The sequence below is a fragment of the Arthrobacter sorbitolis genome (assembly GCF_054510995.1).
On sequence record NZ_JBTNDM010000001.1, the window covers coordinates 99,926 to 122,445 of the forward strand.

General features: G+C 72.6%; 20 protein-coding genes and 1 tRNA gene. 15 read left to right on the top strand and 6 right to left on the bottom strand.

Translation table 11 applies throughout. From position 1 onward, the window contains the following. The first annotated feature begins 35 nt into the window (after nucleotides 1-35). From ACX80K_RS00480 to ACX80K_RS00490, 3 genes are all read left to right on the top strand, one after another. On the top strand, nucleotides 36-641 hold the full coding sequence (locus ACX80K_RS00480; RefSeq protein ID WP_459270655.1) for a D-sedoheptulose-7-phosphate isomerase: 606 nt from the start codon (nucleotides 36-38) through the stop codon (nucleotides 639-641). Further along, nucleotides 638-2,002, top strand: coding sequence for a PfkB family carbohydrate kinase (locus ACX80K_RS00485; RefSeq protein WP_459269935.1), 1,365 nt, complete (start codon nucleotides 638-640; stop codon nucleotides 2,000-2,002). The genes ACX80K_RS00480 and ACX80K_RS00485 overlap by 4 nt, the downstream gene beginning before the upstream one ends. A 64-nt stretch (nucleotides 2,003-2,066) precedes the next feature. Beyond that, entirely contained in the window at nucleotides 2,067-2,828 is a 762-nt protein-coding gene (locus ACX80K_RS00490; RefSeq protein ID WP_459269936.1) for an SDR family oxidoreductase, read from the top strand. Here the strand turns inward: ACX80K_RS00490 and ACX80K_RS00495 are convergent. Further along, nucleotides 2,794-3,951, bottom strand: coding sequence for a glycosyltransferase family 9 protein (locus ACX80K_RS00495; protein ID WP_459269937.1), 1,158 nt, complete (start codon nucleotides 3,949-3,951; stop codon nucleotides 2,794-2,796). The two genes, ACX80K_RS00490 and ACX80K_RS00495, sit on opposite strands and share 35 nt — an antisense overlap. A gap of 267 nt (nucleotides 3,952-4,218) precedes the next feature. On the opposite strand from ACX80K_RS00495, the gene ACX80K_RS00500 reads away from it, so the two are divergent. The 5 genes from ACX80K_RS00500 (at nucleotide 4,219) to ACX80K_RS00520 (ending at nucleotide 9,372) form a co-directional block, all read left to right on the top strand. Continuing rightward, complete coding sequence (locus tag ACX80K_RS00500; protein ID WP_459269938.1) at nucleotides 4,219-5,631, top strand: aldehyde dehydrogenase family protein; 1,413 nt, start codon at nucleotides 4,219-4,221, stop codon at nucleotides 5,629-5,631. Then, a complete protein-coding gene (locus tag ACX80K_RS00505) occupies nucleotides 5,631-7,190 on the top strand; it encodes a PfkB family carbohydrate kinase (protein WP_459269939.1) in 1,560 nt (519 codons plus the stop codon). Before ACX80K_RS00500 ends, ACX80K_RS00505 begins: the two co-directional genes overlap by 1 nt. A 38-nt stretch (nucleotides 7,191-7,228) precedes the next feature. Next, nucleotides 7,229-8,050 carry a glycosyltransferase gene (locus tag ACX80K_RS00510; protein ID WP_459269940.1) on the top strand — a complete coding sequence of 274 codons (822 nt, stop codon included), beginning with the start codon at nucleotides 7,229-7,231 and terminating at the stop codon, nucleotides 8,048-8,050. Nucleotides 8,051-8,106: 56 nt separating this feature from the next. Then, entirely contained in the window at nucleotides 8,107-8,295 is a 189-nt protein-coding gene (locus ACX80K_RS00515; protein ID WP_459269941.1) for a DUF2795 domain-containing protein, read from the top strand. Between the two features lie 75 nt (nucleotides 8,296-8,370). Then, nucleotides 8,371-9,372, top strand: a complete 1,002-nt coding sequence (locus ACX80K_RS00520) for a cation diffusion facilitator family transporter (protein WP_459269942.1) — start codon at nucleotides 8,371-8,373, stop codon at nucleotides 9,370-9,372. A 91-nt stretch (nucleotides 9,373-9,463) separates the two neighbouring features. Here the strand turns inward: ACX80K_RS00520 and ACX80K_RS00525 are convergent, their stop codons facing one another. From ACX80K_RS00525 to ACX80K_RS00540, 4 genes are all read right to left on the bottom strand, one after another. After that, a complete protein-coding gene (locus tag ACX80K_RS00525; RefSeq protein ID WP_459270656.1) occupies nucleotides 9,464-9,937 on the bottom strand; it encodes a VOC family protein in 474 nt (157 codons plus the stop codon). An 85-nt stretch (nucleotides 9,938-10,022) separates the two neighbouring features. Further along, a complete protein-coding gene (locus ACX80K_RS00530) occupies nucleotides 10,023-10,715 on the bottom strand; it encodes a hypothetical protein (RefSeq protein ID WP_459269943.1) in 693 nt (230 codons plus the stop codon). A gap of 293 nt (nucleotides 10,716-11,008) precedes the next feature. Continuing rightward, a tRNA-Lys gene (locus ACX80K_RS00535) sits at nucleotides 11,009-11,081 on the bottom strand. A 131-nt stretch (nucleotides 11,082-11,212) separates the two neighbouring features. Continuing rightward, nucleotides 11,213-12,388, bottom strand: a complete 1,176-nt coding sequence (locus ACX80K_RS00540) for a PQQ-dependent sugar dehydrogenase (RefSeq protein ID WP_459269944.1) — start codon at nucleotides 12,386-12,388, stop codon at nucleotides 11,213-11,215. A gap of 123 nt (nucleotides 12,389-12,511) precedes the next feature. On the opposite strand from ACX80K_RS00540, the gene ACX80K_RS00545 reads away from it, so the two are divergent. Further along, the gene (locus ACX80K_RS00545; protein ID WP_459269945.1) at nucleotides 12,512-13,495 is read left to right on the top strand and encodes a 2-hydroxyacid dehydrogenase; all 984 of its coding nucleotides are present in this window, start codon (nucleotides 12,512-12,514) and stop codon (nucleotides 13,493-13,495) included. A 50-nt stretch (nucleotides 13,496-13,545) separates the two neighbouring features. On the opposite strand, the gene ACX80K_RS00550 is transcribed toward ACX80K_RS00545, so the two are convergent. Further along, complete coding sequence (locus tag ACX80K_RS00550; protein WP_459269946.1) at nucleotides 13,546-14,010, bottom strand: hypothetical protein; 465 nt, start codon at nucleotides 14,008-14,010, stop codon at nucleotides 13,546-13,548. Between the two features lie 240 nt (nucleotides 14,011-14,250). On the opposite strand from ACX80K_RS00550, the gene ilvD reads away from it, so the two are divergent. The 6 genes from ilvD to ACX80K_RS00580 all read left to right on the top strand — a co-directional run bounded on the left by ilvD (nucleotide 14,251) and on the right by ACX80K_RS00580 (nucleotide 22,484). Continuing rightward, on the top strand, nucleotides 14,251-15,954 hold the full coding sequence (ilvD, locus tag ACX80K_RS00555; protein WP_459269947.1) for a dihydroxy-acid dehydratase: 1,704 nt from the start codon (nucleotides 14,251-14,253) through the stop codon (nucleotides 15,952-15,954). A gap of 354 nt (nucleotides 15,955-16,308) precedes the next feature. After that, entirely contained in the window at nucleotides 16,309-18,195 is a 1,887-nt protein-coding gene (locus ACX80K_RS00560; RefSeq protein ID WP_459269948.1) for an acetolactate synthase large subunit, read from the top strand. Between the two features lie 2 nt (nucleotides 18,196-18,197). Further along, nucleotides 18,198-18,710, top strand: a complete 513-nt coding sequence (gene ilvN, locus ACX80K_RS00565) for an acetolactate synthase small subunit (protein ID WP_104178935.1) — start codon at nucleotides 18,198-18,200, stop codon at nucleotides 18,708-18,710. Between the two features lie 48 nt (nucleotides 18,711-18,758). Beyond that, nucleotides 18,759-19,784: a ketol-acid reductoisomerase gene (gene ilvC / locus ACX80K_RS00570; RefSeq protein ID WP_104178934.1), complete on the top strand. Its 1,026-nt coding sequence runs from the start codon at nucleotides 18,759-18,761 to the stop codon at nucleotides 19,782-19,784. A gap of 151 nt (nucleotides 19,785-19,935) precedes the next feature. Then, nucleotides 19,936-21,528, top strand: coding sequence for a phosphoglycerate dehydrogenase (gene serA / locus ACX80K_RS00575; protein ID WP_459269949.1), 1,593 nt, complete (start codon nucleotides 19,936-19,938; stop codon nucleotides 21,526-21,528). Further along, nucleotides 21,528-22,484 (top strand): acetamidase/formamidase family protein, encoded by a 957-nt coding sequence (locus ACX80K_RS00580; RefSeq protein ID WP_459269950.1) that lies wholly within the window; start codon nucleotides 21,528-21,530, stop codon nucleotides 22,482-22,484. Before serA ends, ACX80K_RS00580 begins: the two co-directional genes overlap by 1 nt. Nucleotides 22,485-22,520 lie beyond the last annotated feature (36 nt).

Genomic DNA, 22,520 nt, shown 5'->3' on the forward strand with positions numbered 1-22,520 from the left:
ACCGCGGCCGCCCGCACGGGACCGCGACGGGCGGGCTGTCCCGCCACGAGGCTGACTCCCGGCGGCTCGTGACCGACCACCTGCGGGCCGTCGCGCCGGCCATCGAGTCCCTCCTGCAGAACGTCGGCACGCTCGCCGGCTGGGGCGTGGAGATGGCGGAGCGGCTGATGGCCGGTCAGCGCCTGCTCGCGGCGGGGAACGGCGGTTCCGCCGCCGAGGCGCAGCACCTCACCGCCGAGCTCGTGGGCCGCTTCGACGGCGAACGCGAGCCGTTCTCGGCGATCTCGCTGCATGCCGAGAGCTCGGCCGTCACGGCGATCGCCAACGACTACGGCTTCGACCGCATGTTCGCCCGCCAGGTGACCGCCCACGGGCGTCGGGGCGACATCCTCCTGCTCCTGAGCACGAGCGGCAAGAGCCCCAACCTGCTGCACGCGGTGGACGCGGCCCGGGCGGCCGGCGTCACCACGTGGGCGCTCACCGCGGCGGGTCCGAACCCGCTGACCGAGTGCGTGGACGATTTCGTGGCGATCGACGCGAAATCGGCCAACGCGCAGGAGGGCCACCTGATCGCCCTCCATGCGATCTGCAGGGCCTTCGACGCCGAGGTGCACCGCCGCCGGCAGGAGGAGCAGCGATGAGGATCGTGGTGGTGGGGGACGTCCTGCTCGACACCGACCTCTCGGGCGATGCCGGGCGCCTGTCGCCCGATGCCCCCGTGCCCGTCGTCGACGTGGACGCCGTCCGCCGCCGCGCCGGCGGAGCGGGCCTGGTGGCGCGCATGCTGGAGTCCGACGGACACGAGGCCGTGCTCGTCACGGTCCTCGGCGAGGACGCCGCCGCCGGGCTGCTCCGCGCCGAACTCGGGGGCATCACCGTCGTCGCCGGTCCCTCCGGCGCGCCGACGCCCGTGAAGACCCGGGTGCGGGCCTCCGGCCAGCCCGTGGTGCGCTTCGACGAGGGCTGCGCCACGCCCCCCGTCCCGGACTGCACCGAGGACATGCTGGCCGCCCTCGACGGGGCCGACGCGATCATCGCGGCGGACTACGGGCGGGGGCTGCTCGCCAACGAGGCACTGCGCACGCGCCTCGAGGCCCTCGCCGGGTCCGTCCCCGTGGTCTGGGATCCCCACCCCTCCGGCGCCCGGCCCGTGCCCGGTGTCGCCGCGGTGACCCCCAACATCGGGGAGGCGCTGCGGTTCGCCGACGTGCAGGGCTCCGGTACACGCGCCGCCGCGGCCGCCGCCGACGTCCTGCTGGCCACCTGGCGCAGCCGGGCCGTCCTCGTCACCATGGGCGAGCACGGGGCGCTCGTCGCCGCGGCGGGCCTCCTGCCGCAGGTCGTCCCCGCCCCCCGCGTCAGCGCCGCCGACCCCTGCGGCGCGGGCGACCGGTTCGCCTCCGCGCTCGCCGTCGGCCTCGCCCAGGGCGACCCGATCGACGCCGCCGCCCAGCAGGCCACGGACGCCGCGGCGCGGTTCCTCGGCTCCGGCGGCGTGAGCGCCATGGGCCGCCGGGAGGAGCCGCCGCGGCAGCTGCCCGTCGACGGCCTCGACGCCCTCGACGTCGCCCGCCGCACGCGGGAGGCGGGCGGGACCGTCGTCGCGACGGGCGGGTGCTTCGACCTGCTCCACGCGGGCCACGCCCGCACCCTGGCGGCCGCGCGGCAGCTCGGCGACTGCCTGATCGTCCTCCTGAACTCCGACGAGTCGGTGCGCGGCCTGAAGGGCGAGAGCCGGCCCATCATCAAGCAGGAGGACCGCGCCGAACTGCTCTCGGCCCTCGAGTGCGTGGACGCCGTCCTCGTCTTCGGCGAGTCGACGCCGGAGAACGCCATCTCGCGCCTGCAGCCCGACATCTGGGTCAAGGGCGGGGACTACGCGGCCGAGGACCTGCCCGAGGCCGCCCTCGTGAGCAGCTGGGGTGGCAGGACTGTCACCGTCCCGTACATCCCGGCCCGCTCCACCACCAAACTTGCAGCCGCGCTCGCCCGAGTCGGCTGACGCGCTGCAGATCCGCACCCGGACCGATCCGACCGGCCGGGAGCCACGCAACGAAAGGAACAGCATGACCGAGAACACGACATCAAGCACGACGGCCAGCACGACGGCCAGCACGGCGGCGGCCACGGCAGGCAGCGGCTTCAACCCCGGACGCGTCCTGGTGACCGGCGGAGGCTCCGGCCTCGGTGCGGCCATCGTGCAGGGAGTGCTCGCGGCGGGAGGCACCCCCGTGGTGCTCGACCGCGACATCAGCCGGGTCACCGGCGTCAAGGCCTTCGAGGTCGACGTCTCCGACCGCGAGGCCGTCGAGGCGGCGGTGCGGGAGGCCGCGGAGACGATGGACGGCCTGGACGCCGTCGTCACCGCGGCCGGCATCGACCGGTGCGGCGCGCTCGACACCGTACCCGCGGATCAGTGGGAGAAGGTGATCGGCGTGAACCTCCTGGGCACCGCGTCCACCGCCCGCGCCGCCCTGCCCTACCTGAAGCAGACGCACGGCCGCGTGGTCACGATCGCCTCAACACTGGGCATCAAGGCGGTGGGCGACGCGACGGCCTACTGCGCCTCGAAGTTCGGCGTGATGGGCTTCTCGCAGGCGCTCGCCGCGGAGACGACCGGGCAGATCGGTGTCACGACGATCATTCCCGGCGGCATGAAGACCCGGTTCTTCGACGACCGCGACGAGCAGTACAAGCCGCAGGACGATTCACGCCTCAACGACCCCGAGCGCGTGGCCGAGGCGATCCTCTTCGCGCTCTCGCAGCCCAAGAGCTGCGAGATCCGCGAGATGGTCATCGCCCACGCAGAAGAAGGCTCGTGGCCCTGAGTTCCGCCACGTCCGCGTAGACGGCGTCGGGCCGGACCGCCGCAACGAACGAGTCGTCGTGCTCGCACCGTTCGGCGGTCCAGCCCACCTGCCGGACGTCCACCCCGCACACGGGGCACCGGTCGACCCAGGAGAAGTGCACGCGGTGGAGGCTCCGTCCCATCGCCCCGGCATTGATGACGTTGCCGATCCAGTACACGCCGACGGTCGGGGTCCCGACCGCCTGCGCGAGGTGCCGGGGCCCGCTGTCGTTGCCGACCATCACGGCGCTGCGGTCCAGCACCCCCGTCAGCTCACCGAGGGTGAGCTGCCCGGCCAGCGAGCGCACGTCCGCCGTCGGGTCCGTCCGCAGGGCCAGGCGGACGATCTCCTCCGCCGTCGGCACGTCGGTCGCGTCGCCGACTACCACCACCTCGCAGCCGTCCGCCGCGGCACGCACGGCGACCTCGGCGAACGACGACGACGGCCACCGGCGGCGCGGGTCCGTGGCACCGGGGTGCAGCGCGACCACCGGTCCGGGCCCGGTCAGCTGCGCGGCACGCGCGGCCTCCTCGGGCAGGACCTCGACGCGCGGCTCGAGGTCCTGCGCCACCGCGCCGGCCAGCCCCACCACCTCGAGGGCACGGAACACCTCGTGCTGGTAGTAGACGTACGGGATCGTCCGCTCGAGCCCCACGGCGTCGGGGGTGCGCGTCCCGATGCTGTGGCGGGCGCCGAGCCGCAGGAGGAACGGGTTGGAGTTGCGGCCGCCGCCGTGGAGCTGCACGGCGAGGTCGAAGGACCCGCTGACGGAGGCGAAGAAGCGGTCGACGGCCCGCGCGTCCGCGTCGCCGGGACGGACGCCGGGGGAGACGGGCAGCTCCACGACCTCGGAGACCGGCCCGGGCCTGCCGTCGAGCAGCGCCGCGTGGCCGGGCATGCCGAGGAGCGTGATCCGCGCCGCGGGGTAGCGGTCCTTCAGGGCGGCGATGGCCGGCAGGGCGAACATGAGGTCGCCGAGGCCGCCGCCCCGCAGGACGGCGATCCGCCGGATGCCCTCGAACGGCGCGAGCACGGGCCCGACCGACCTCGCCGCGTCCTGCCGGCCGCCGAAATCGGCCGTGGTGTTCCCTTGCCGTGTCACGTTCTCCCCGTTCCTGTCGCTGATCGACATCGTGCGCCCGGCCGCCGGCTCCCGGCCCCGGCAGGCGGGATGACGGGCTGTCAATGCCTTCTCCGGGAGCAGGAGACCCGCTGCTCCTCCTCCCGCCACCATAGGCTAAGCGTGCTGACGATCGCGCAGGGTGCAGAAATCGGCGTGCGCCCTGTGTGAAAGCACGGGAGGCGGGTACGGGACCACTAGCCGTGCCGCGGGACCACGCCGCGGCACCCCACGACACCGAGGAGCGCAATGTCCATCAACTCCCAGGCCCACACCCTGCTCGACGTGGAGGACGACGAGTCCCTCACCATCTCCGATCCCCGTGACGGGAGCGAGGTGGGCACGCTGCCTTCCGCCAACCGGGACCAGGTGGCCCTGGCCGTCTCGCTGGCGCGCGCCGTGCAGCCCGAGTGGGCGGCCACGAGCCCCGCGGACCGCGGTGCCGCCCTGCGGCGGGCCGCCGCCGCACTCCGGGCCGGTGCCCACGAACTGGCGGACCTGAACACGCGGGAGACCGGCAAGCCGCCCGCCGACGCCCTCGGCGGCGTGGAGGCCGGGATCGCCACGCTCGAGCAGTACGCGGAACTCGGCCCCGTGCACCGCGGGCTCAGCCTGCGCGGCGCCGTCACCGCCACGGACTACACCGTCGCCGAGCCGCGCGGGGTCGCCGCGCTCCTGACGCCGTGGAACGATCCCGTGGCCGTGGCCGCCGGGCTCATCGGCGCCGCACTCGTCACGGGCAACGCCGTCATCCACAAGCCGAGCGAGCGGTGCCCGCACGTCGGCGAGCTGCTCGGACGCCTGCTGCAGCCGGCCTTCCCCGCCGGGGTCCTGACGACCCTGACGGGCGGCGCCGGCGTGGGGCAGATGATCACGATGGAGACGGGCGTGGACGTCTTCGCCCACGTCGGCTCCAGCGCCACCGGGGCCCGCATCGCCCGGGCGGCGTCGCTCACCGGCGCCCACGTCATCCGGGAGAACGGCGGCAACGACCCGCTGATCGTCGACGCCGACGTCGATCCGGTCTGGGCCGCCGGCCAGGCGGCGCTGGGCGCCTTCGCGAACAGCGGCCAGATCTGCACCTCCGTGGAACGCATCTACGTGCACCGGGCCATCGCCGAGCCCTTCCTCGCCGCGCTCTCCGACGAGGCGCGGAGCCGCAACACGGGCGGCGATTTCGCCCCGCTCGTCGACCGCCGGATGCGCGACGTCGTGGACGGGCAGGTCACCGAGGCGATCGGCCTCGGCGCACGGTGCCTCGAGGGCGGGCGCGCGCCGGACGGGCCGGGCGCCCACTACCCGGCGACGGTGCTCACCGACTGCACCGACGCGATGACCGTCATGACCGAGGAGACCTTCGGGCCGGTCGCACCGGTGACCGTCGTGGACAGCTTCGAGGACGGCCTGCGCCTCGCCGCAGCCGGCCCGTACGGCCTCGCCGCCAGCGTGCTGACGGGCGGCATCGCCCACGCGCAGCAGGCGATCGCCGCGCTGGCCGTGGGGACCGTCAAGGTCAACGCGGTCTTCGGTGGCGCACCCGGCGGGTCGGCCCAGCCCCGCGGCATCAGCGGTGCGGGCTTCGGCTACGGGCCCGAGCTGCTCGACGAGTTCGCCCTCGTGAAGGTCGTGCACATCAGCGCCCCGCCGCAGGACGGTGCCTGATGGACGATGCGCCGCAGGACTCCCGCGAGGGCGAGGCACCCCGGCGGCACGACGGCGCGGGTGACCTCTCGGACGTCCGCGGCCTCGCCGCCTGGGTGCCTGCGGCCATCGCGGACCGCGCCCCCAGCGTCACCGTGATCGGCGACGCCATCCTGGACGGCTGGTGGAGCGGCACCAGCGAGCGTTTCTGCCGCGAGGCTCCCGCGCCGGTCGTGGACATCACGCGGCGTGACTACGCGGCCGGCGGGGCGGCGAACACCGCGATGAACCTCGCCGCGCTCGGCGCGACGGTGCGCATGTGCGGGCTGATCGGCGCCGACGACGCCGGCCGGCGCCTGCGCGGCATCCTCGAGGACGCGGGCGTGGACACCACCCACCTGCTGCAGGACCCCCGGGTCGGCACCACGACGAAGTACCGGATCATCAGCGGGGACCAGGTCATGCTCCGCCTCGACGACACGCACGAGGGGCTCCCCGCGTCGGCCCTCGCCGCTCTCGCCGGAACGGTCCCGGCCGCCGTCGCCGGCGCCGACGCCGTGGTCGTCTGCGACTACGGCTCGGGCACGCTCGACGAGGGGGTCCGGGCCGCGCTCGGGCACCCGTCGGGCATCGAGGAGGGCACGCTCGTCGTGGTCGACGCCCACGACACCGCGGCGTGGGCAGCGCTCTGCCCGGACATCGTGACGCCGAACGCGCAGGAGGCCGCGCAGGTCCTCGCCGTCCGCCTCGACCCGCGCTCGGACCGGGCCGCGACTGTCACCGGTCGGCGGAGCGAGCTCCTCGCCGCCACGAACGCCGCCGCCGTCGTCGTCACCCTGGACCGGGACGGCACCCTGCTGCTCGGCCGGGACGGCGAGGAACACCGGACGTGGGCCCGGCCCGCCACCGAGAGGCAGGCCTCCGGCGCCGGGGACACCTTCGTCGCGAGCCTCACGGCCGCGCGGGCCGCCGGCCTGCCGCTCACCACGAGCCTCGACCTCGCGCAGGCCGCCGCGGACGTCGTCGTGCACCGTCCGGGCACCTCCGTCTGCACGACGGCGGACCTCACGAGCCACCTGCAGCACGTCGCGGACACCGCGCTGACCACGGCCGAGCTCCTGCGGAGGGTGGAGGAGGACCGCGCGGCGGGCCGGCGCATCGTCCTGACCAACGGATGCTTCGACGTGCTGCACCGCGGTCACACGCGCTCCCTGAACCAGGCCAAGCAGCTGGGCGACGTGCTGGTGGTCGCACTGAACGACGACGCCGGAGTGCGCCGCCTCAAGGGCCCCGACCGGCCCATCAACCCGATCGCGGACCGCGCCGGCATCATCGCGTCCCTGAGCTGCGTCGACTACGTGACCGTCTTCTCCACCGACACCCTCGTGCCGCTGATCGAACTGCTCCGGCCCGACGTGTACGCGAAGGGCGGCGACTACACCGCGCAGATGCTCGAGGAGACGCCCGCCGTCGAGGCCGCCGGCGGGCGGGTCGCCATCCTCGACTACGTCCCGGAACGCTCGACCGCGGCGGTCGTCCGCAGGATCCGGTCGGCGCCCCTGCAGGGTGACGTGCCGTGACGCCGCGCTGGTCGGGGGAATGGGCGGGGGACGCGCCCGTGGACGAACCCGTCCTCGACGTGCTGATCCCGTCCTACGGACGACCGGCGGAACTCGCCGTGACGCTCGCGGGCCTCGCGGCGCAGGAGGGCGTCGCCTTCCGCGTCGTCGTGAGCGACCAGACCGACGGCGAGGCGGCGTCCTGGGTGCAGCCCGCGGTCCGTGCGATGGTGCGGGTCCTCGAGGCGCAGGGCCGGCCGGTACGGCTCGAGAGGCACCTGCCGCGCAGGGGCCTCGCCGAGCACCGGCACTACCTCCTCGGGCTCGCGAGCGCTCCCCTCGTCCTCTTCCTCGACAACGACGTCTGGCTCGAGCCCGGGTCGCTGGACCGCATGGTCCGGGCGCTGCGGACCGCCGGGTGCGGGTTCGTGGGCTCGGCGGTCCAGGGCCTGTCCTACCTCGACGACCGCCGGCCCCAGGAACGCACGGAACTGGCGTTCTGGCCCGGCGACGAGGTGGTCCCGGAGCGGATCCGCCCGGGCACCGAGGGCTTCGAGCGCTGGCCGCTGCACAACGCCGCGAACCTGGCGCACGCCGCCGCCGACCTCGCGATCCCGGCCGGCGACTGGCGGCTCTACCGCGTCGCCTGGGTGGGCGGCTGCGTCCTCTTCGACCGGGAGGCCCTCGTGGACTGCGGCGGCTTCGACTTCTGGGACAGGCTGCCGCCCGGGCACGCCGGGGAGGACGTCGCGGCCCAGTGGCGCGTCATGGAGCGGTACGGCGGCGCGGGCATCATCCCGTCCGGCGCCGTGCACCTCGAGGCGCCGACCACGGTCCAGGACCGGGACACAGACGCTGCCCGGGTGATCCTGGGCCAGTGACGGTGCTCCCGCCGCGGGAGCACCACAGGGTACGAACCGACACGAAGGAGCACCACATGGCAGATCCGAGTCCGATCGACATCCAGAAGGCACTGGGCGGCATGGAGTACCCGGCGTCCAGGGAGGACCTCGTCCAGCACGCGAAGGACAAGGGCGCCGACGACGCCGTCCTCGAGACCCTGGGGAACCTCCCGGACCGCGAGTTCGACTCGCCGACCGATGTGAACAAGGAAGCGTCCCAGTAGTCGGTGGGCGGGCCAGGGCGTGCCGACGGCGCGTCCTGGCCCGCCGGCCCTTCCGGCCCTTCAGGGAGGACGGCAGTGAGGAACCAGGCGGCACAGGCGGGCGGAACCGGTCCGGCGGCGGACGAACGGCAGGAATCGAGCGGCGGCGACAAACCCGTGACGGTCATCGTCGCGTTCGTCGCGAACCTCCTCGTGGCCGGCGCGAAGACGGTCGCGGCGGCGATCACCGGCTCCGCCTCGATGACGGCCGAGTCCGCCCACTCGTGGGCCGACACCGGCAACCAGATCTTCCTGCTCATCGCCGAGCGCAAGTCCAAGCGCCGCCGTGACGTCTCGCACCCCATGGGCTACGGCCGGGAGGCATACGTCTGGTCGATGTTCGCCGCGTTCGGGCTCTTCACCGCGGGCGCCGTCGTCTCGATCACGCACGGCGTGCAGCAACTGCTCGAACCCGAGCCGGCCGGGGACTACGGCATCGCCTACGCCGTGCTCGCGATCGCCTTCGTCCTCGAGGGGGTCTCCTTCACGCAGGCCTTCCGGCAGGCGCGGAAGGCGGGCCGGGAGCGCGGCACCTCCACACTCCGGAGCGTGTCGACGACGTCGAACCCCACCCTCCGCGCGGTGTTCGCCGAGGACGCGGCCGCGCTGCTCGGCCTGCTCATCGCGTTCCTCGGCATCCTGCTGCACCAGCTCACCGGCTCGCCGGTCCCGGACGCCGTCGGGTCCATCCTCGTGGGCGTGCTCCTCGGGGTGATCGCCGTGATCCTGATCGACCGCAACCGGCGGTTCCTCGTGGGCCAGGCCGTGTCGCCCGCCCTGCTCGAATCGGTCGCCCGGCGCCTGAGCGCGCACGCGAGCATCGACCGCGTGACGTACCTGCACCTCGAGTACGTGGGGCCCGAGCGCCTGTACCTCGTGGCGGCGGTGGACCTGGTGGGGGACCGCCGGGAGCACGACGTCGCCGTCGCCCTCCGCTCCGTGGAGCGCGACATCGAGGACCACGAGCGCATCGAGGAGGCGGTGCTCACCCTGTCGACGCCGGACGAGCCGACGCTCGACCTCGCCCCGCAGGCCTGAGCCCCGGGTCCCGCCCGCCCGGGGCCCGTCGTCCGGAGCTGGTGCTCCCCGGTCCTGTTCTCCCCGGGGCGGTTCTCCCCGGGGCGGGACGTCAGACGGCGCTGGTCTCGCCCAGACCGCCGGCACGGGCGCCGTCCTCGGCCTGCCCGCCGGCCCCCGTCCCCGCGATGTTCACCATCCAGGAGACGCCGAAGCGATCGACGCACATGCCGAAGCTGTCGCCCCAGGGCGACTCGGACAGGGGCAGGACGGCGGTGCCGCTGCCGGCCAGGGCGTCCCAGTAGCCGCGGAGCTCGGCCTCGTCGTCGCCGCTGATGGAGATCGAGTGGCCTGCCGGAGGCGTGTACTCCATGCCGTTGGGTGTGTCGGACGCCATGATCACCTGGCCCGAGGGCGTGGTCAGCATCGAGTGCATGATCTTGTCCTGCTCGGCCGGATCCTCGCTCATCTGGAACTCACCGAAGGTGCTGCGCTGCAGGTCCCCGCCGAACACGGACTGGTAGAACTCCATCGCCTGCGCCGCGGTGTCCCTGAAGCTGAGGTAGGTGTTGATCGTCGCTGCCATGATGTCCGCTTCCTGCCGGGTGGCCTGCGCCACGCCTCCGTGATGACAGGAGCGATTATCGTCCAGGGACGGCGTGCTGGGAAGGTCAGGGGCGCCGCTGGTCGATCGCGCCCGCGATCCTCTCCTCGAGGTCGGTGATGGTGGCGTCGGGCAGGACGATCAGCCCGTCGAGTTCACGCCGCGCACGCCGGTACGCGGTCTGCCGTTCGGCGGCGGTGGCGGCGTCGTCGACCGCGACCGTGACGAGTTTGCGGGCCGTCTCCAGCCGCTGGCGTTCCGCCGGGGTGAAGCCGCTCGCCCGCACCCGCCGGGCCTCGGTCTCGGCCACCTGGAACGCGACGTCGTACGAGGTGACGGCGGACCGGTACTCCGCGAGGTCCTCGGCGGACACGCCGTCGGGGTCCTCGGGCCGGAGGGAGTCGGCGACGCGCTTGGCCCGCAGGAAGGCGACGGTGAGCGGTTCCCGTACGTCCGTCATGGTGGGGTAGTCGATCAGCTTCGCGGCGTCGAGCTCGTAGGACAGCCACTTCCGGTCGACCTCGTCGTGCATGCGTCCGACGTGCTCGACGTCGCGTCCGCGTCCGCGGGACTGCAGCTGCTCGGGCTGGGCGTGCGCGCCGTGCAGCGTGGCGGGATGCTTCAGGCGGTAGAGCTCCACCTTGCGCCGGTGGCGTCGCTCGGTAGCATCGGACCACGACTTGCCCCAGATCGCGAACACACCGGAGAGCGGGAAGACGAGCCACCAGTAGCTTCCGGCGAAGGCCAGGATTTCGTTCACGCGTCCATCGTAGGCCCGCACCCGGTGGAACCCGCCGGGCGGACCGACAGGGGCCCTGCACCCGGCTCGGCCGCACGGACCCGGTGCGGGTGTGCCACGGGTCCGGGCACCCGGCGCGGCGGCAGACCCGCGACCGACGAAGGCGACCGACGGAGGGCCGCACCCGGCGCGGCGGCAGGCCCGGGAGGCTCAGAGGAAGGGGGGGTGCCGGTTATGGGGACACCACCGCAGGGCCGGAAACGAACGAATCCCCGTCCTCCAGGCGGCGAGACCTGATGGACGGGGATCCGAAGTGCACCCCTCGGGACTTGAACCCGAAACCCATTGATTAAGAGTCAATTGCTCTGCCAATTGAGCTAGAGGTGCGTGGCGTTTTCCTTCCCGATTTGGCTCGGTCCGGTCATCCGCAACAGCATGGAACTCTACCAGCAGTTCGGCCCAAACATGAAACCGGCCGCCCGGCCCGTCCTTGGCACCGGCCGCCGTCCAGCACGTGCTCATCGGTCCACGTCCCGGTCGATGCGCAGGATCCGCGCCCCGCCGGACTCGTTGGTCGCCACGAGCAGGGAGCCGTCCATGCCCGCCGCGACATCCCGCAGCCGCCCGTACTGCCCGTCGAAGTGGCCGGCCGGTTCACCCGCGGTGCCGTCACCGAGGGGGACCTGCCACAGGCGCTGCCCCCGCAGGCCGCCGATGTAGGCGACGTCGTCGAGGATCGCCATGCCGCTCGGCGAGGATGCCGCCGTGGACGGCCACACCACCTGGGCGTCGATGTACCGCGCATCGCCCGGCGCCCCGGTGACCTCCGGCCACCCGTAGTTCCCGCCGGGCGTCACGAGGTTCAGTTCGTCGTCGACCTCCGGGCCGAACTCCGACGCCCAGAGCCTGCCAGCGGAGTCCCAGGCGAGCCCCTGCACGTTGCGGTGTCCGAGGCTGAAGACCGGGGAGCCGGGCGTCGGGTTGTCGTCGGGGATCCCGCCGTCGGGCGTGATCCGCAGGATCTTCCCGCCGAGGCCGGCCGGGTCCTGCGCATCCTCCCGGGACCCGGCATCGCCGGTGCCGATGTAGAGGTGGCCGTCCGGCCCGACGGCGACCCGCCCGCCGTTGTGGATCTCCGCCTTCGGGATGCCGGTGAGGATCGGTTCCGGTGCGCCGAGCCGTCCGTCGGTCCAGGGCATCCGCACCACGCGGTTGTCCGTGGCCGAGGTGTAGTAGGCGTAGAGCGCGTCGGGCTCCGTGCCCGGTCCCGCCTCGACGGCGAGGCCCAGCAGGCCGCCCTCGCCCGAGGCCGCCGCTGCCTCGGGAATGCTGCCGATCACCTCGGTGCCGGTGCCGCCGATGCGCTTGATCTCACCGGTCTCACGCTCGGAGACGACGAGGTCCCCGCCGTCGAGCACCACCACGGACCAGGGGAGGCCGAGCCCGGTCGTGGCATCGCCTCCGTAGGTGAGGTCGGGAAGCGCCGCGGGCGCTGCCGGGGGAGTGGCGGAGCCGGGCCCCGAGGAGGGTGCGGCGGAGCCGGGGGCTGCCGGGGGAGTCGCGGACGCGCCGGCGTACAGGGGATCGGGTTCGGGGGCCGCGACGGAGCAGCCGGCCACCCCCAGGAGGATTCCGGCTGCCGGGGGGAGGACCCGGGCGAGGAGGCGGGCGGGTCGCCGCCGGGCGGCTGACATGGTCCGACCCTAGGGCGGGGCCCGGGAGGTGTCCACCCCTTTCCGGTGCGCGGGAGGAAGGGGCCGGGGCGGGAGGGGCGGGGCAGGAGGGCGGGGTCGCGCCGATCCCTCTAGGCTGGCGCCATGACGAATCCCGCCGCAGCCTCCGACACAGCCTCCGACACCCGGACCGTCCGCACCCTGAGCGTGCCGTCCCCCGACCTGCGGGATGCGCTCGCCGACGCCTCCCCGGCGGTCGACGTGGTCGTCTGGGACTTCGCGACCCCGCCCGAGGGCTTCGACCCGGCGACGCTCGACGCCGCCGTCCTGCCCTACACGGGCCGCGCCCACCTCGGCGGGGCGCTGGACGCCGCCCCGAACCTGCGCCTCGTGCAGACCCAGTCCACCGGCTACGACGGCGTCGCGGACCTCGTGGGACCCGACGTCGCCATCGCCACCGCCGCGGGTGTCCATGCCGCGGCGACGGCCGAACTCGCCCTCGGGCTCGCCCTGGCCTCGCTGCGGGGCATCGACGACGCCGTCCGGCAGCAGGCCGAGGGCCGCTGGCACAGCGCCCGTTACCCGGGCCTCGCCGACCGCCGCGTGCTGCTCGTCGGCGTCGGCGGGATCGGGGAGGAGATCCGCAAGCGCCTGGCGACCTTCGAGGCGGAGGTGACGAGGGTCGGGAGCTCGGCGCGCGACGACCACCTGGGGCACGTCCACGGGAGCGACGAGCTCGTGGCGCTCGCGCCACGCCACGACGTCGTCATCGTGATCACGCCGCTCACGGACGCCACGCGGGGACTCATCGGCCGCGACGTGCTCGCCGCGCTGCCCGACGGTGCGCTCGTCGTGAACGTGGCCCGCGGGGCCGTCGTCGACACCGAGGCGCTGACCCGGGAGGTCCTGGCGGGGCGGCTCAGGGCGGCGCTCGACGTCGTCGATCCCGAGCCGCTGCCGGCGGACCACCCGCTCTGGGGCGCGCCCGGCGTCCTCATCACGCCGCACATCGGAGGCAACACGGGTGCGTTCCCGCCCCGGATCCTCGCGTTGCTCCGGCGCCAGGTCGAGCGGATGGGCAACGGCGAGGAGCCCGCCAACCTCGTGCGGCGCGGCCCCTGGGCCTAGCCGCGCCCAGCACGCCTCCCGGCCCGGCCGGGCCGGCGGCGGGCCCGCGGTCAGGACATGGCGATGAACGCGTCCATGAAGGAGGTGAAGTCCTCGGCGTCCTCCTCCTGCGCGAGCCGCAGCGGCGTCCCGGGGCCGATGTCGAGCACGGGATCGGCGGTGACCGCGAAGCGGAAGACCCGTCCGGTGCTGGTGCCCACCTCGTAGCTGCCGTCCTCGTCCCACTGCAGCGCGTGCGCGAGGTTCGTCATGTTGACCTCGACCGGTATCCCCGCACCCGTGATCCCCGCGAGGTTCACCGGCGCGATCATGAGTTCGGCGGGCTTCCACCGGTAGCCGACCACGTAGGCGGTGCCCGGCGCGGCGCGGACCTCGCGTGCGTGCCGCGCCGCGTACACCAGGTTGTAGTCGCCGTAGTTCGGGATCTGCCCGTCGAAGACGCGGCGCAGGGCGTTCTTCAGCCCCTGGCCGCCGTCGAGCGGCCTGCTGGAGTCGTGCGGCTCATCGAGGGTCATATCACGCCGTTGCGGTAGGGGGCCGTCGGCCCGGGTGCCCGGGGGTTCCCGCCGCCCGCGGTGCGCGCCGCCGGCGGGCCTGAGGAACCGCCCGCGAGACCCACACTGTACCGGAGGGCGGCCCTCCGGCACGAGGACCGCCCCGACCGCCCCGAGACCCTGCCCGGCGGCCGTGCAGCCGCCTGTAACAGGCGGGTCACATGGCGAAACCGTCCTGTGACCCGGGCCTAGACTTCAGGCATGACCGTGGAAACAACTCCAGACATCAAGCCCAGAAGCCGCGTCGTCACGGACGGCATCCATGCGGCACCGTCCCGCGGGATGCTGCGTGCCGTCGGCATGGGCGACGACGACTTCGCCAAGCCCCAGATCGGCGTTGCAAGCTCCTGGAACGAGATCACCCCCTGCAACCTGTCCCTCAACCGCCTGGCGCAGGGAGCCAAGGAGGGCGTGCACGACGCGGGAGGGTTCCCCATGCAGTTCGGCACGATCTCCGTGTCCGACGGCATCTCGATGGGCCACGAGGGGATGCATTTCTCGCTCGTCTCCCGTGAGGTCATCGCGGACTCGGTGGAGACGGTGATGCAGGCCGAACGCATCGACGGCTCCGTGCTCCTCGCCGGCTGCGACAAGTCCCTCCCGGGCATGCTCATGGCGGCGGCCCGCCTCGACCTCGCCTCCGTGTTCCTCTACGCGGGAACGATCATGCCGGGGTTCGCGAAGCTCGAGGATGGCACCGAGAAGGAGGTCACCCTCATCGACGCCTTCGAGGCGGTCGGCGCCTGCGCTGCCGGCAAGATGAGCCTGAAGGACCTCGACAGCATCGAACGTGCCGTCTGCCCGGGTGAGGGCGCCTGCGGCGGCATGTACACGGCGAACACCATGGCGTGCATCGGTGAGGCCCTCGGGATGTCCCTGCCCGGCTCGGCAGCGCCGCCGTCGGTCGACCGGCGCCGCGACCTGTACGCGCGGAAGTCCGGCGAGGCGGTCGTGAACCTGCTGCGCCTCGGGATCACGGCCCGCGACATCATGACGAAGAAGGCGTTCGAGAACGCCATCGCGGTCACCATGGCCTTCGGCGGCTCGACCAACGCCGTCCTCCACCTCCTCGCCATCGCCCGCGAGGCCGAGGTGGAGCTCACGCTCGACGACTTCACGCGCATCGGCGACCGGATCCCGCACCTCGGCGACCTCAAGCCCTTCGGCCGCTACGTCATGTTCGACGTCGACAAGGTGGGCGGCGTGCCGGTCATCATGAAGGCGCTGCTGGACGCGGGCCTGCTGCACGGCGACTGCCTGACGGTGACCGGCAAGACCCTCGCGGAGAACCTCGCGGAGATCGGGCCGCCCGACCTCGACGGCAAGATCCTCCGCGCGCTCGACAACCCGCTGCACAAGACCGGTGGCATCACCATCCTGCACGGCTCGCTGGCTCCCGAGGGCGCCGTCGTGAAGAGCGCCGGCTTCGATGCCGACGTCTTCGAGGGCACGGCACGCGTCTTCGAGCGTGAGCAGGGCGCGCTCGACGCGCTCGACGCGGGCGGGATCCAGGCCGGCGACGTCCTCGTGATCCGCTACGAGGGACCCAAGGGCGGCCCCGGCATGCGCGAGATGCTCGCCATCACCGGCGCCATCAAGGGTGCCGGCCTCGGCAAGGACGTGCTCCTGCTCACCGACGGCCGCTTCTCCGGCGGTACCACGGGCCTGTGCATCGGCCACGTGGCGCCGGAGGCCGTAGACGGCGGCCCCATCGCGTTCGTGCGCGACGGCGACCGCATCCGCGTCGACATCGCGGCGAAGAGCTTCGACCTCCTCGTCGACGAGGCGGAGCTCGCGGAGCGCAGGGTGGGCTGGGAGCCCCTCCCGGCCCGCTACACGAGGGGAGTCCTGGCGAAATACGCGAAGCTCGTGCACTCCGCGTCCATGGGTGCGTACACGGGCTAGGTAGGATCCGCCGGGACGGGAGCCCCTCCCGTCCCGGTGCGGGGAGCGTCGGGTTAATGTCCACTAACTGGACGCCCTGTCCACCATGTGAGATCGCCGGAGGGGCGGTTGACACCCTTTCGCGGGGGCGTGGAAACTACAGGTATGCAGCTCGAACCCGTAGTCGTCGTCCTTATACAGCGCGTGGCCTGAAGCCCGTCCGCCAGACGACTGCAGTCACGCGCAACCCCTCGCAGAGCCCGACAAGGCCGAGGGGTTTTTTTGTTGACACGACCTGTCGGCAGGGAAGCAGCGCAGGGAAGTCCGCAGTTCAACCTGCAGCAGTGCAGCGTACGTTCCAGAGGAAGTTGTCAGATGTCCAAGGGATCGCCCATCAGCCCAGCGCTGTTGGCAGCAAGGCCAGCACCTCCCGCAGCACCCGCTCGTGAGACCGCACCCGCTCGAGATGTTCCGGCGAGCGCCGTCCGTGGCCCCAACAACGTCGTCGCGCCCACCCGCATGCTCGGGTCCGCGGCGATCGTCCGGTCCCTCGAGGAGCTCGGCGTCGACGACGTCTTCGGGCTTCCCGGCGGGGCGATCCTCCCCACCTACGATCCGCTCCTCGCGTCCACCAAGCTCCGCCACATCCTCGTGCGGCACGAGCAGGGCGCGGGCCACGCCGCCCAGGGGTACGCGATGGTCACCGGCCGGCCCGGCGTGTGCATCGCGACGTCCGGGCCCGGTGCCACGAACCTCGTGACCGCCATCGCCGACGCCCACATGGACTCCGTGCCCCTGGTCGCCATCACCGGCCAGGTGTCCAGCGCCTTCATCGGCTCGGACGCCTTCCAGGAGGCGGACATCGTCGGCATCACGATGCCGATCACCAAGCACTCCTACCTCGTCACCGACGCGCAGGACATCCCGCGCGTCCTCGCCGAGGCGTTCCACATCGCGACCACGGGACGCCCCGGCCCCGTGCTGGTGGACGTCGCCAAGGACGCCCAGCAGTCCACCATGACGTTCTCCTGGCCGCCCAAGGTCGACATCCCCGGCTACCGGCCCGTCGTCCGGGGGCACGCCAAGCAGGTGCGCGAGGCCGCGCGCCTCATCGGTGCCTCCCAGCGGCCCGTCTTCTACGTGGGCGGCGGTGTCGTCAAGGGCCACGCCTCGGTGGAGCTGAAGGAACTGGCGGAACTGGTCGGTGCCCCCGTCGTCACCACCCTCATGGCCCGGGGCGTCTTCCCCGACTCCCACCAGCAGCACGTGGGCATGCCCGGCATGCACGGATCCGTGTCCGCCGTGACGGCGCTGCAGCAGGCCGACCTCCTCATCACGCTCGGCGCCCGCTTCGACGACCGCGTCACCGGCGTCCTGTCGAGCTTCGCGCCCAACGCCAAGGTCATCCACGCGGACATCGACCCCGCCGAGATCTCGAAGAACCGCACGGCGGACGTCCCGATCGTCGGCTCGGTGAAGGAGATCATCCCCGAGCTCACCACGGCGGTCCGGGACACCTTCGAGGCGCAGGAGCGCCCCGACATCTCGGCCTGGTGGAGGACCATCGACCACCTGCGCGAGACCTACCCCGTGGGCTTCACCCAGCCCGACGACGGCCTCTCCGCGCCACAGCAGGTCATCAAGCGCATCGGCGAGCTCACGGGCCCCGAGGGCGTCTTCGTCTCCGGCGTGGGCCAGCACCAGATGTGGGCCGCGCAGTTCATCCGGTACGAACGCCCGCACGCCTGGCTGAACTCCGGCGGCCTCGGCACCATGGGCTACTCGGTGCCCGCCGCGATGGGCGCCAAGGTCGGCAACCCGGACCGCGTGGTGTGGGCGATCGACGGCGACGGCTGCTTCCAGATGACCAACCAGGAACTCGCCACCTGCGTCATCAACAACATCCCCATCAAGGTCGCCGTCATCAACAACTCCTCGCTGGGGATGGTGCGGCAGTGGCAGACCCTGTTCTACGAGGGCCGCTACTCGAACACCGACCTCAACACCGGGCACGACACCGTCCGCGTGCCGGACTTCGTGAAGCTCGCCGACGCCTACGGCTGCGTCGGACTGCGCTGCGAGCGGGACGAGGACATCGACGCGACCATCCAGCAGGCGCTGGCCATCAACGACCGCCCCGTGGTCATCGACTTCGTGGTGAGCCGGGACTCCATGGTGTGGCCGATGGTGCCCTCGGGCGTCAGCAACGACCTCATCCAGATCGCCCGGAACATGACCCCGACCTGGGAGCAGGAGGACTGACCATGGCACGACACACACTCTCCGTGCTCGTCGAGGACGTACCCGGCGTGCTGACGCGCGTGGCGAGCCTCTTCGCCCGCCGCGCGTTCAACATCAACTCGCTGGCGGTGGGGCCGACGGAGATCGCCGGCATGTCCCGCATCACCGTCGTCGTCGAGGCCGAGGGCGACCTCCTCGAGCAGGTCACCAAGCAGCTGAACAAGCTCATCAACGTGCTCAAGATCGTCGAACTGACCACCGAGCAGTCGGTGCAGCGCGACCACGTCCTCATCAAGGTGCGGGCCGACGCAGCCACGCGCCTGCAGGTCACCCAGGCCGCGGACCTGTTCCGCGCGTCCGTCGTGGACGTGGCGATCGACTCGCTGATCATCGAGGCGACGGGCACCCCCGAGAAGCTCTCGGCGCTGCAGTCCGTCCTCGAGCCGTTCGGCATCCGCGAGATCGTCCAGTCGGGCACCCTCGCGATCGGACGCGGCGCGAAGTCGATGAGCGATCGCGCCCTGCGCAGCGCCTGAGCGCACCCAGACCCTTCCCAGCACCACCCACCCCAAGGAGAAATACCCGTGACCGAGATGTTCTACGACGACGACGCCGATCTTTCCATCATCCAGGGCCGCACCGTGGCCGTCATCGGCTACGGCAGCCAGGGCCACGCGCACGCGCTCAGCCTGCGGGACTCCGGCGTCGACGTGCGCGTCGGCCTGAAGGAAGGATCGGCGTCACGCGCGAAGGCGGAGGCCGAGGGCCTCCGGGTGCTCTCGGTGGCCGAGGCCACCGCGGAGGCCGACCTCATCATGGTCCTCACCCCCGACCAGGTGCAGCGGCACGTCTACAAGGACGACATCGCGCCGAACCTGCAGGCCGGCGACGCCCTGTTCTTCGGCCACGGCTTCAACATCCGCTTCGGCTACATCCAGCCGCCGTCCGACGTCGACGTCGCCCTCGTCGCGCCCAAGGGACCCGGGCACATCGTGCGCCGCGAGTTCGAGGCCGGCCGCGGCGTCCCCGACCTCATCGCCGTGGAACAGGACGCCTCGGGCTCGGCCCGCGACCTCGCCCTGTCCTACGCGAAGGCCATCGGCGGTACCCGGGCCGGCGTCATCGAGACGACCTTCACCGAGGAGACCGAGACCGACCTCTTCGGCGAGCAGGCCGTCCTGTGCGGCGGGGCGTCGCAGCTCGTCCAGTACGGCTTCGAGACGCTGACCGAGGCGGGCTACAAGCCCGAGGTCGCCTACTTCGAGGTCCTCCACGAGCTCAAGCTCATCGTGGACCTCATGGTCGAGGGCGGCATCGCCAAGCAGCGCTGGAGCGTCTCCGACACCGCCGAGTACGGCGACTACGTCTCCGGCCCGCGCGTCATCACGCCGGAGGTCAAGGAGAACATGAAGGCCGTCCTCGCGGACATCCAGAGCGGCGCCTTCGCGAAGCGCTTCATCGACGACCAGGACGCCGGCGCACCCGAGTTCGCCGCGCTGCGCAAGAAGGGCGAGGACCACCCGATCGAGAGCACGGGCCGCGAACTCCGCAAGCTCTTCTCCTGGATCAAGACGAGCGACGACTACACCGAAGGTTCCGTCGCGCGCTAGCGCCACCCCTCCCGGCAGGGCGCTCCCTCACGTGCCCGGCGCTCGACGACGAGCACCCGAGCGGAGCGCCCTGCCGGACGTGTGTCCGGCCCTCCCCGGACCCTCCCCGGACCGTCCCCGTTCCAGCCCCTCCCGTCCCGAAGGAATCCCCGTGACCACCAGACCCGTCGTGCTCCTCGCCGAGGAACTCTCACCCGCCACCGTCGACGCCCTCGGGCCCGATTTCGAGATCCGCAGCACCGACGGCGCGGACCGCGCGCAGCTCCTGGCAGCCCTCGCGGACGTCGACGCCGTCCTGGTGCGCTCGGCCACCCGCATGGACGAGGAGGCCATCCGCGCCGCCCCGCGGCTCAAGGTCATCGCGCGGGCCGGCGTGGGGCTCGACAACGTCGACATCAAGGCGGCGACGCACGCGGGCGTCATGGTCGTGAACGCGCCGACGTCGAACATCATCTCCGCCGCCGAACTGACGGTCGGCCATATCCTCAGCCTGGCACGCAACATCCCGCAGGCCAGCGCGGCCCTGAAGGCGGGGGAGTGGAAGCGCTCGAAGTACTCGGGCACGGAGCTGTACGAGAAGAACATCGGCATCATCGGGCTCGGGCGCATCGGCGCCCTCGTCGCCGCGCGGCTGCAGGGCTTCGGCACGCAGATCCTCGCCTACGACCCCTACGTCACCTCCGCGCGGGCCGCCCAGCTCAACGTGCGGCTCGTCTCCCTCGACGAGCTGCTGCGCGAGTCGGACTTCGTGACCATCCACATGCCGAAGACACCCGAGACCGTCGGCATGCTCGGCGCCGAGGCCTTCGCGCTCATGAAGGACACCGCCTACGTGGTCAACGTGGCCCGCGGCGGCCTGGTCGACGAGGAAGCCCTCCAGTCGGCCCTCGAGCAGGGGCAGATCGCCGGCGCCGGTGTCGACGTCTTCGTGGCGGAACCGAGCACCGACCTCCCGTTCTTCGCCCACGACAGCGTCGTGGTGACCCCGCACCTCGGGGCGTCCACGGCCGAGGCCCAGGAGAAGGCGGGCATCTCCGTGGCGAAGTCGGTCCGGCTCGCCCTCGCCGGCGAACTCGTTCCCGACGCCGTCAACGTGGCCGGCGGGGTCATCGACCCCGCCGTCCGCCCCGGCATCCCCCTCATGGAGAAGCTCGGCCGGATCTTCACGGCGCTCACCTCCGCCTCGCTCACCCAGATCGACATCGAGGTGGCCGGCGAGATCGCGGCCCTCGACGTGAAGGCGCTCGAACTCGCAGCGCTCAAGGGCGTCTTCACGGACGTCGTCTCCGAGCAGGTCTCCTACGTCAACGCGCCGGTCCTCGCCCAGCAGCGCGGCATCACCTCCCGGCTGATCACCACCCCGGAGTCCGAGGAGTACCGCAACGTGCTCAGGCTCCGCGGGGCGCTGTCGGACGGCACGCAGATCTCCGTCGCCGGTACCCTCACGGGACCGAAGCAGGTCGAGAAGCTCGTGGGCGTCAACGGGTACGAGCTGGAGATCCCCATCAGCGACCACCTCCTCGTGCTGCTCTACACGGACCGCCCCGGCGTGATTGGGACGCTCGGCCGGCTCCTCGGCGAACGGGACATCAACATCGCCGGCATGCAGGTGGCGCGGAACAAGGAGGGCGGCCAGGCGCTGTCCCTGCTGACCGTGGACAGCTCCGTGCCGCAGGAGGTCCTCGACGCGATCCGCGCCGAGATCGGGGCCACCGTGGCCCGCGAAGTGGACCTGCAGGACTGATGGCCGGCGCCGGACCCGAGGCCAGCATGACCACCCACCACCTCCCCGCCGAGCAGGCGACGGCCACGCAGGTCCTCTCGCGGGACACCCCACCCGTCCTGCGCATCGAGGCCGGCGATCGCGTCGTCGTCGGATCCCTCGACGCACGCGGACACCTCGAACGCCAGCGGACGCCCGGCGCCGTGACGCCCTACCGGTTCCCGGACCGCCAGGGCCATGCCCTCACCGGACCGATCGAGGTGGCCGGAGCCGTCCCGGGCGACGTGCTCGCGGTCCGCTTCGAGGCACTGGAGACCGCCGACTGGGGGTGGACCGCGGCCGCGCGGCGGGACGACGACTTCGCGCGCCGCCTCGGGCTCGAGGGTACCGACGCCGCCTGGCTGCTGTGGGACCTCGACCGGGACGCAGGGACGGGCACCGACCAGTACGGCCACGTGGTCCGGCTCGCCCCGTTCCTCGGCGTGGTCGGCCTCCCGCCGGCCGAACCGGGACGGCATTCGACGACGCCGCCCCGTACGGCCGGCGGCGGCAACATCGACTGCCGCGAGCTCACGGCCGGCTCCACCCTGTTCCTGCCGGTCACCGTACCCGGCGCGCTGCTGCACCTGGGCGACGGCCACGCCGCCCAGGGCGACGGCGAGGTGGGCGGCACCGCCATCGAGTGCGGCATGACGACGACGATCACGGTCGACGTCGTCCGGGACGCGCCGCTGGCGACCATCCATGCCGTCACGCCCACCGCGCGTATCACCTTCGGCTTCGACGCCGACCTGAACCGGGCGACCGCCGACGCCCTGGGGGCCATGCTCACCTGGCTGCAGCAGCTGCACGGCCTGGAGCGCAGGACCGCGCTGGCCCTCGCCGGCGCCGTCGTCGACCTCCGCGTCACGCAGATCGCCAACCGGACGTGGGGCGTCCACGCCGTGCTCGGGCACGACGCCGTCGGGCGGGCCTGAACGCCCGCGCGTCTTCGCACTTGGGCGAATCCGCAC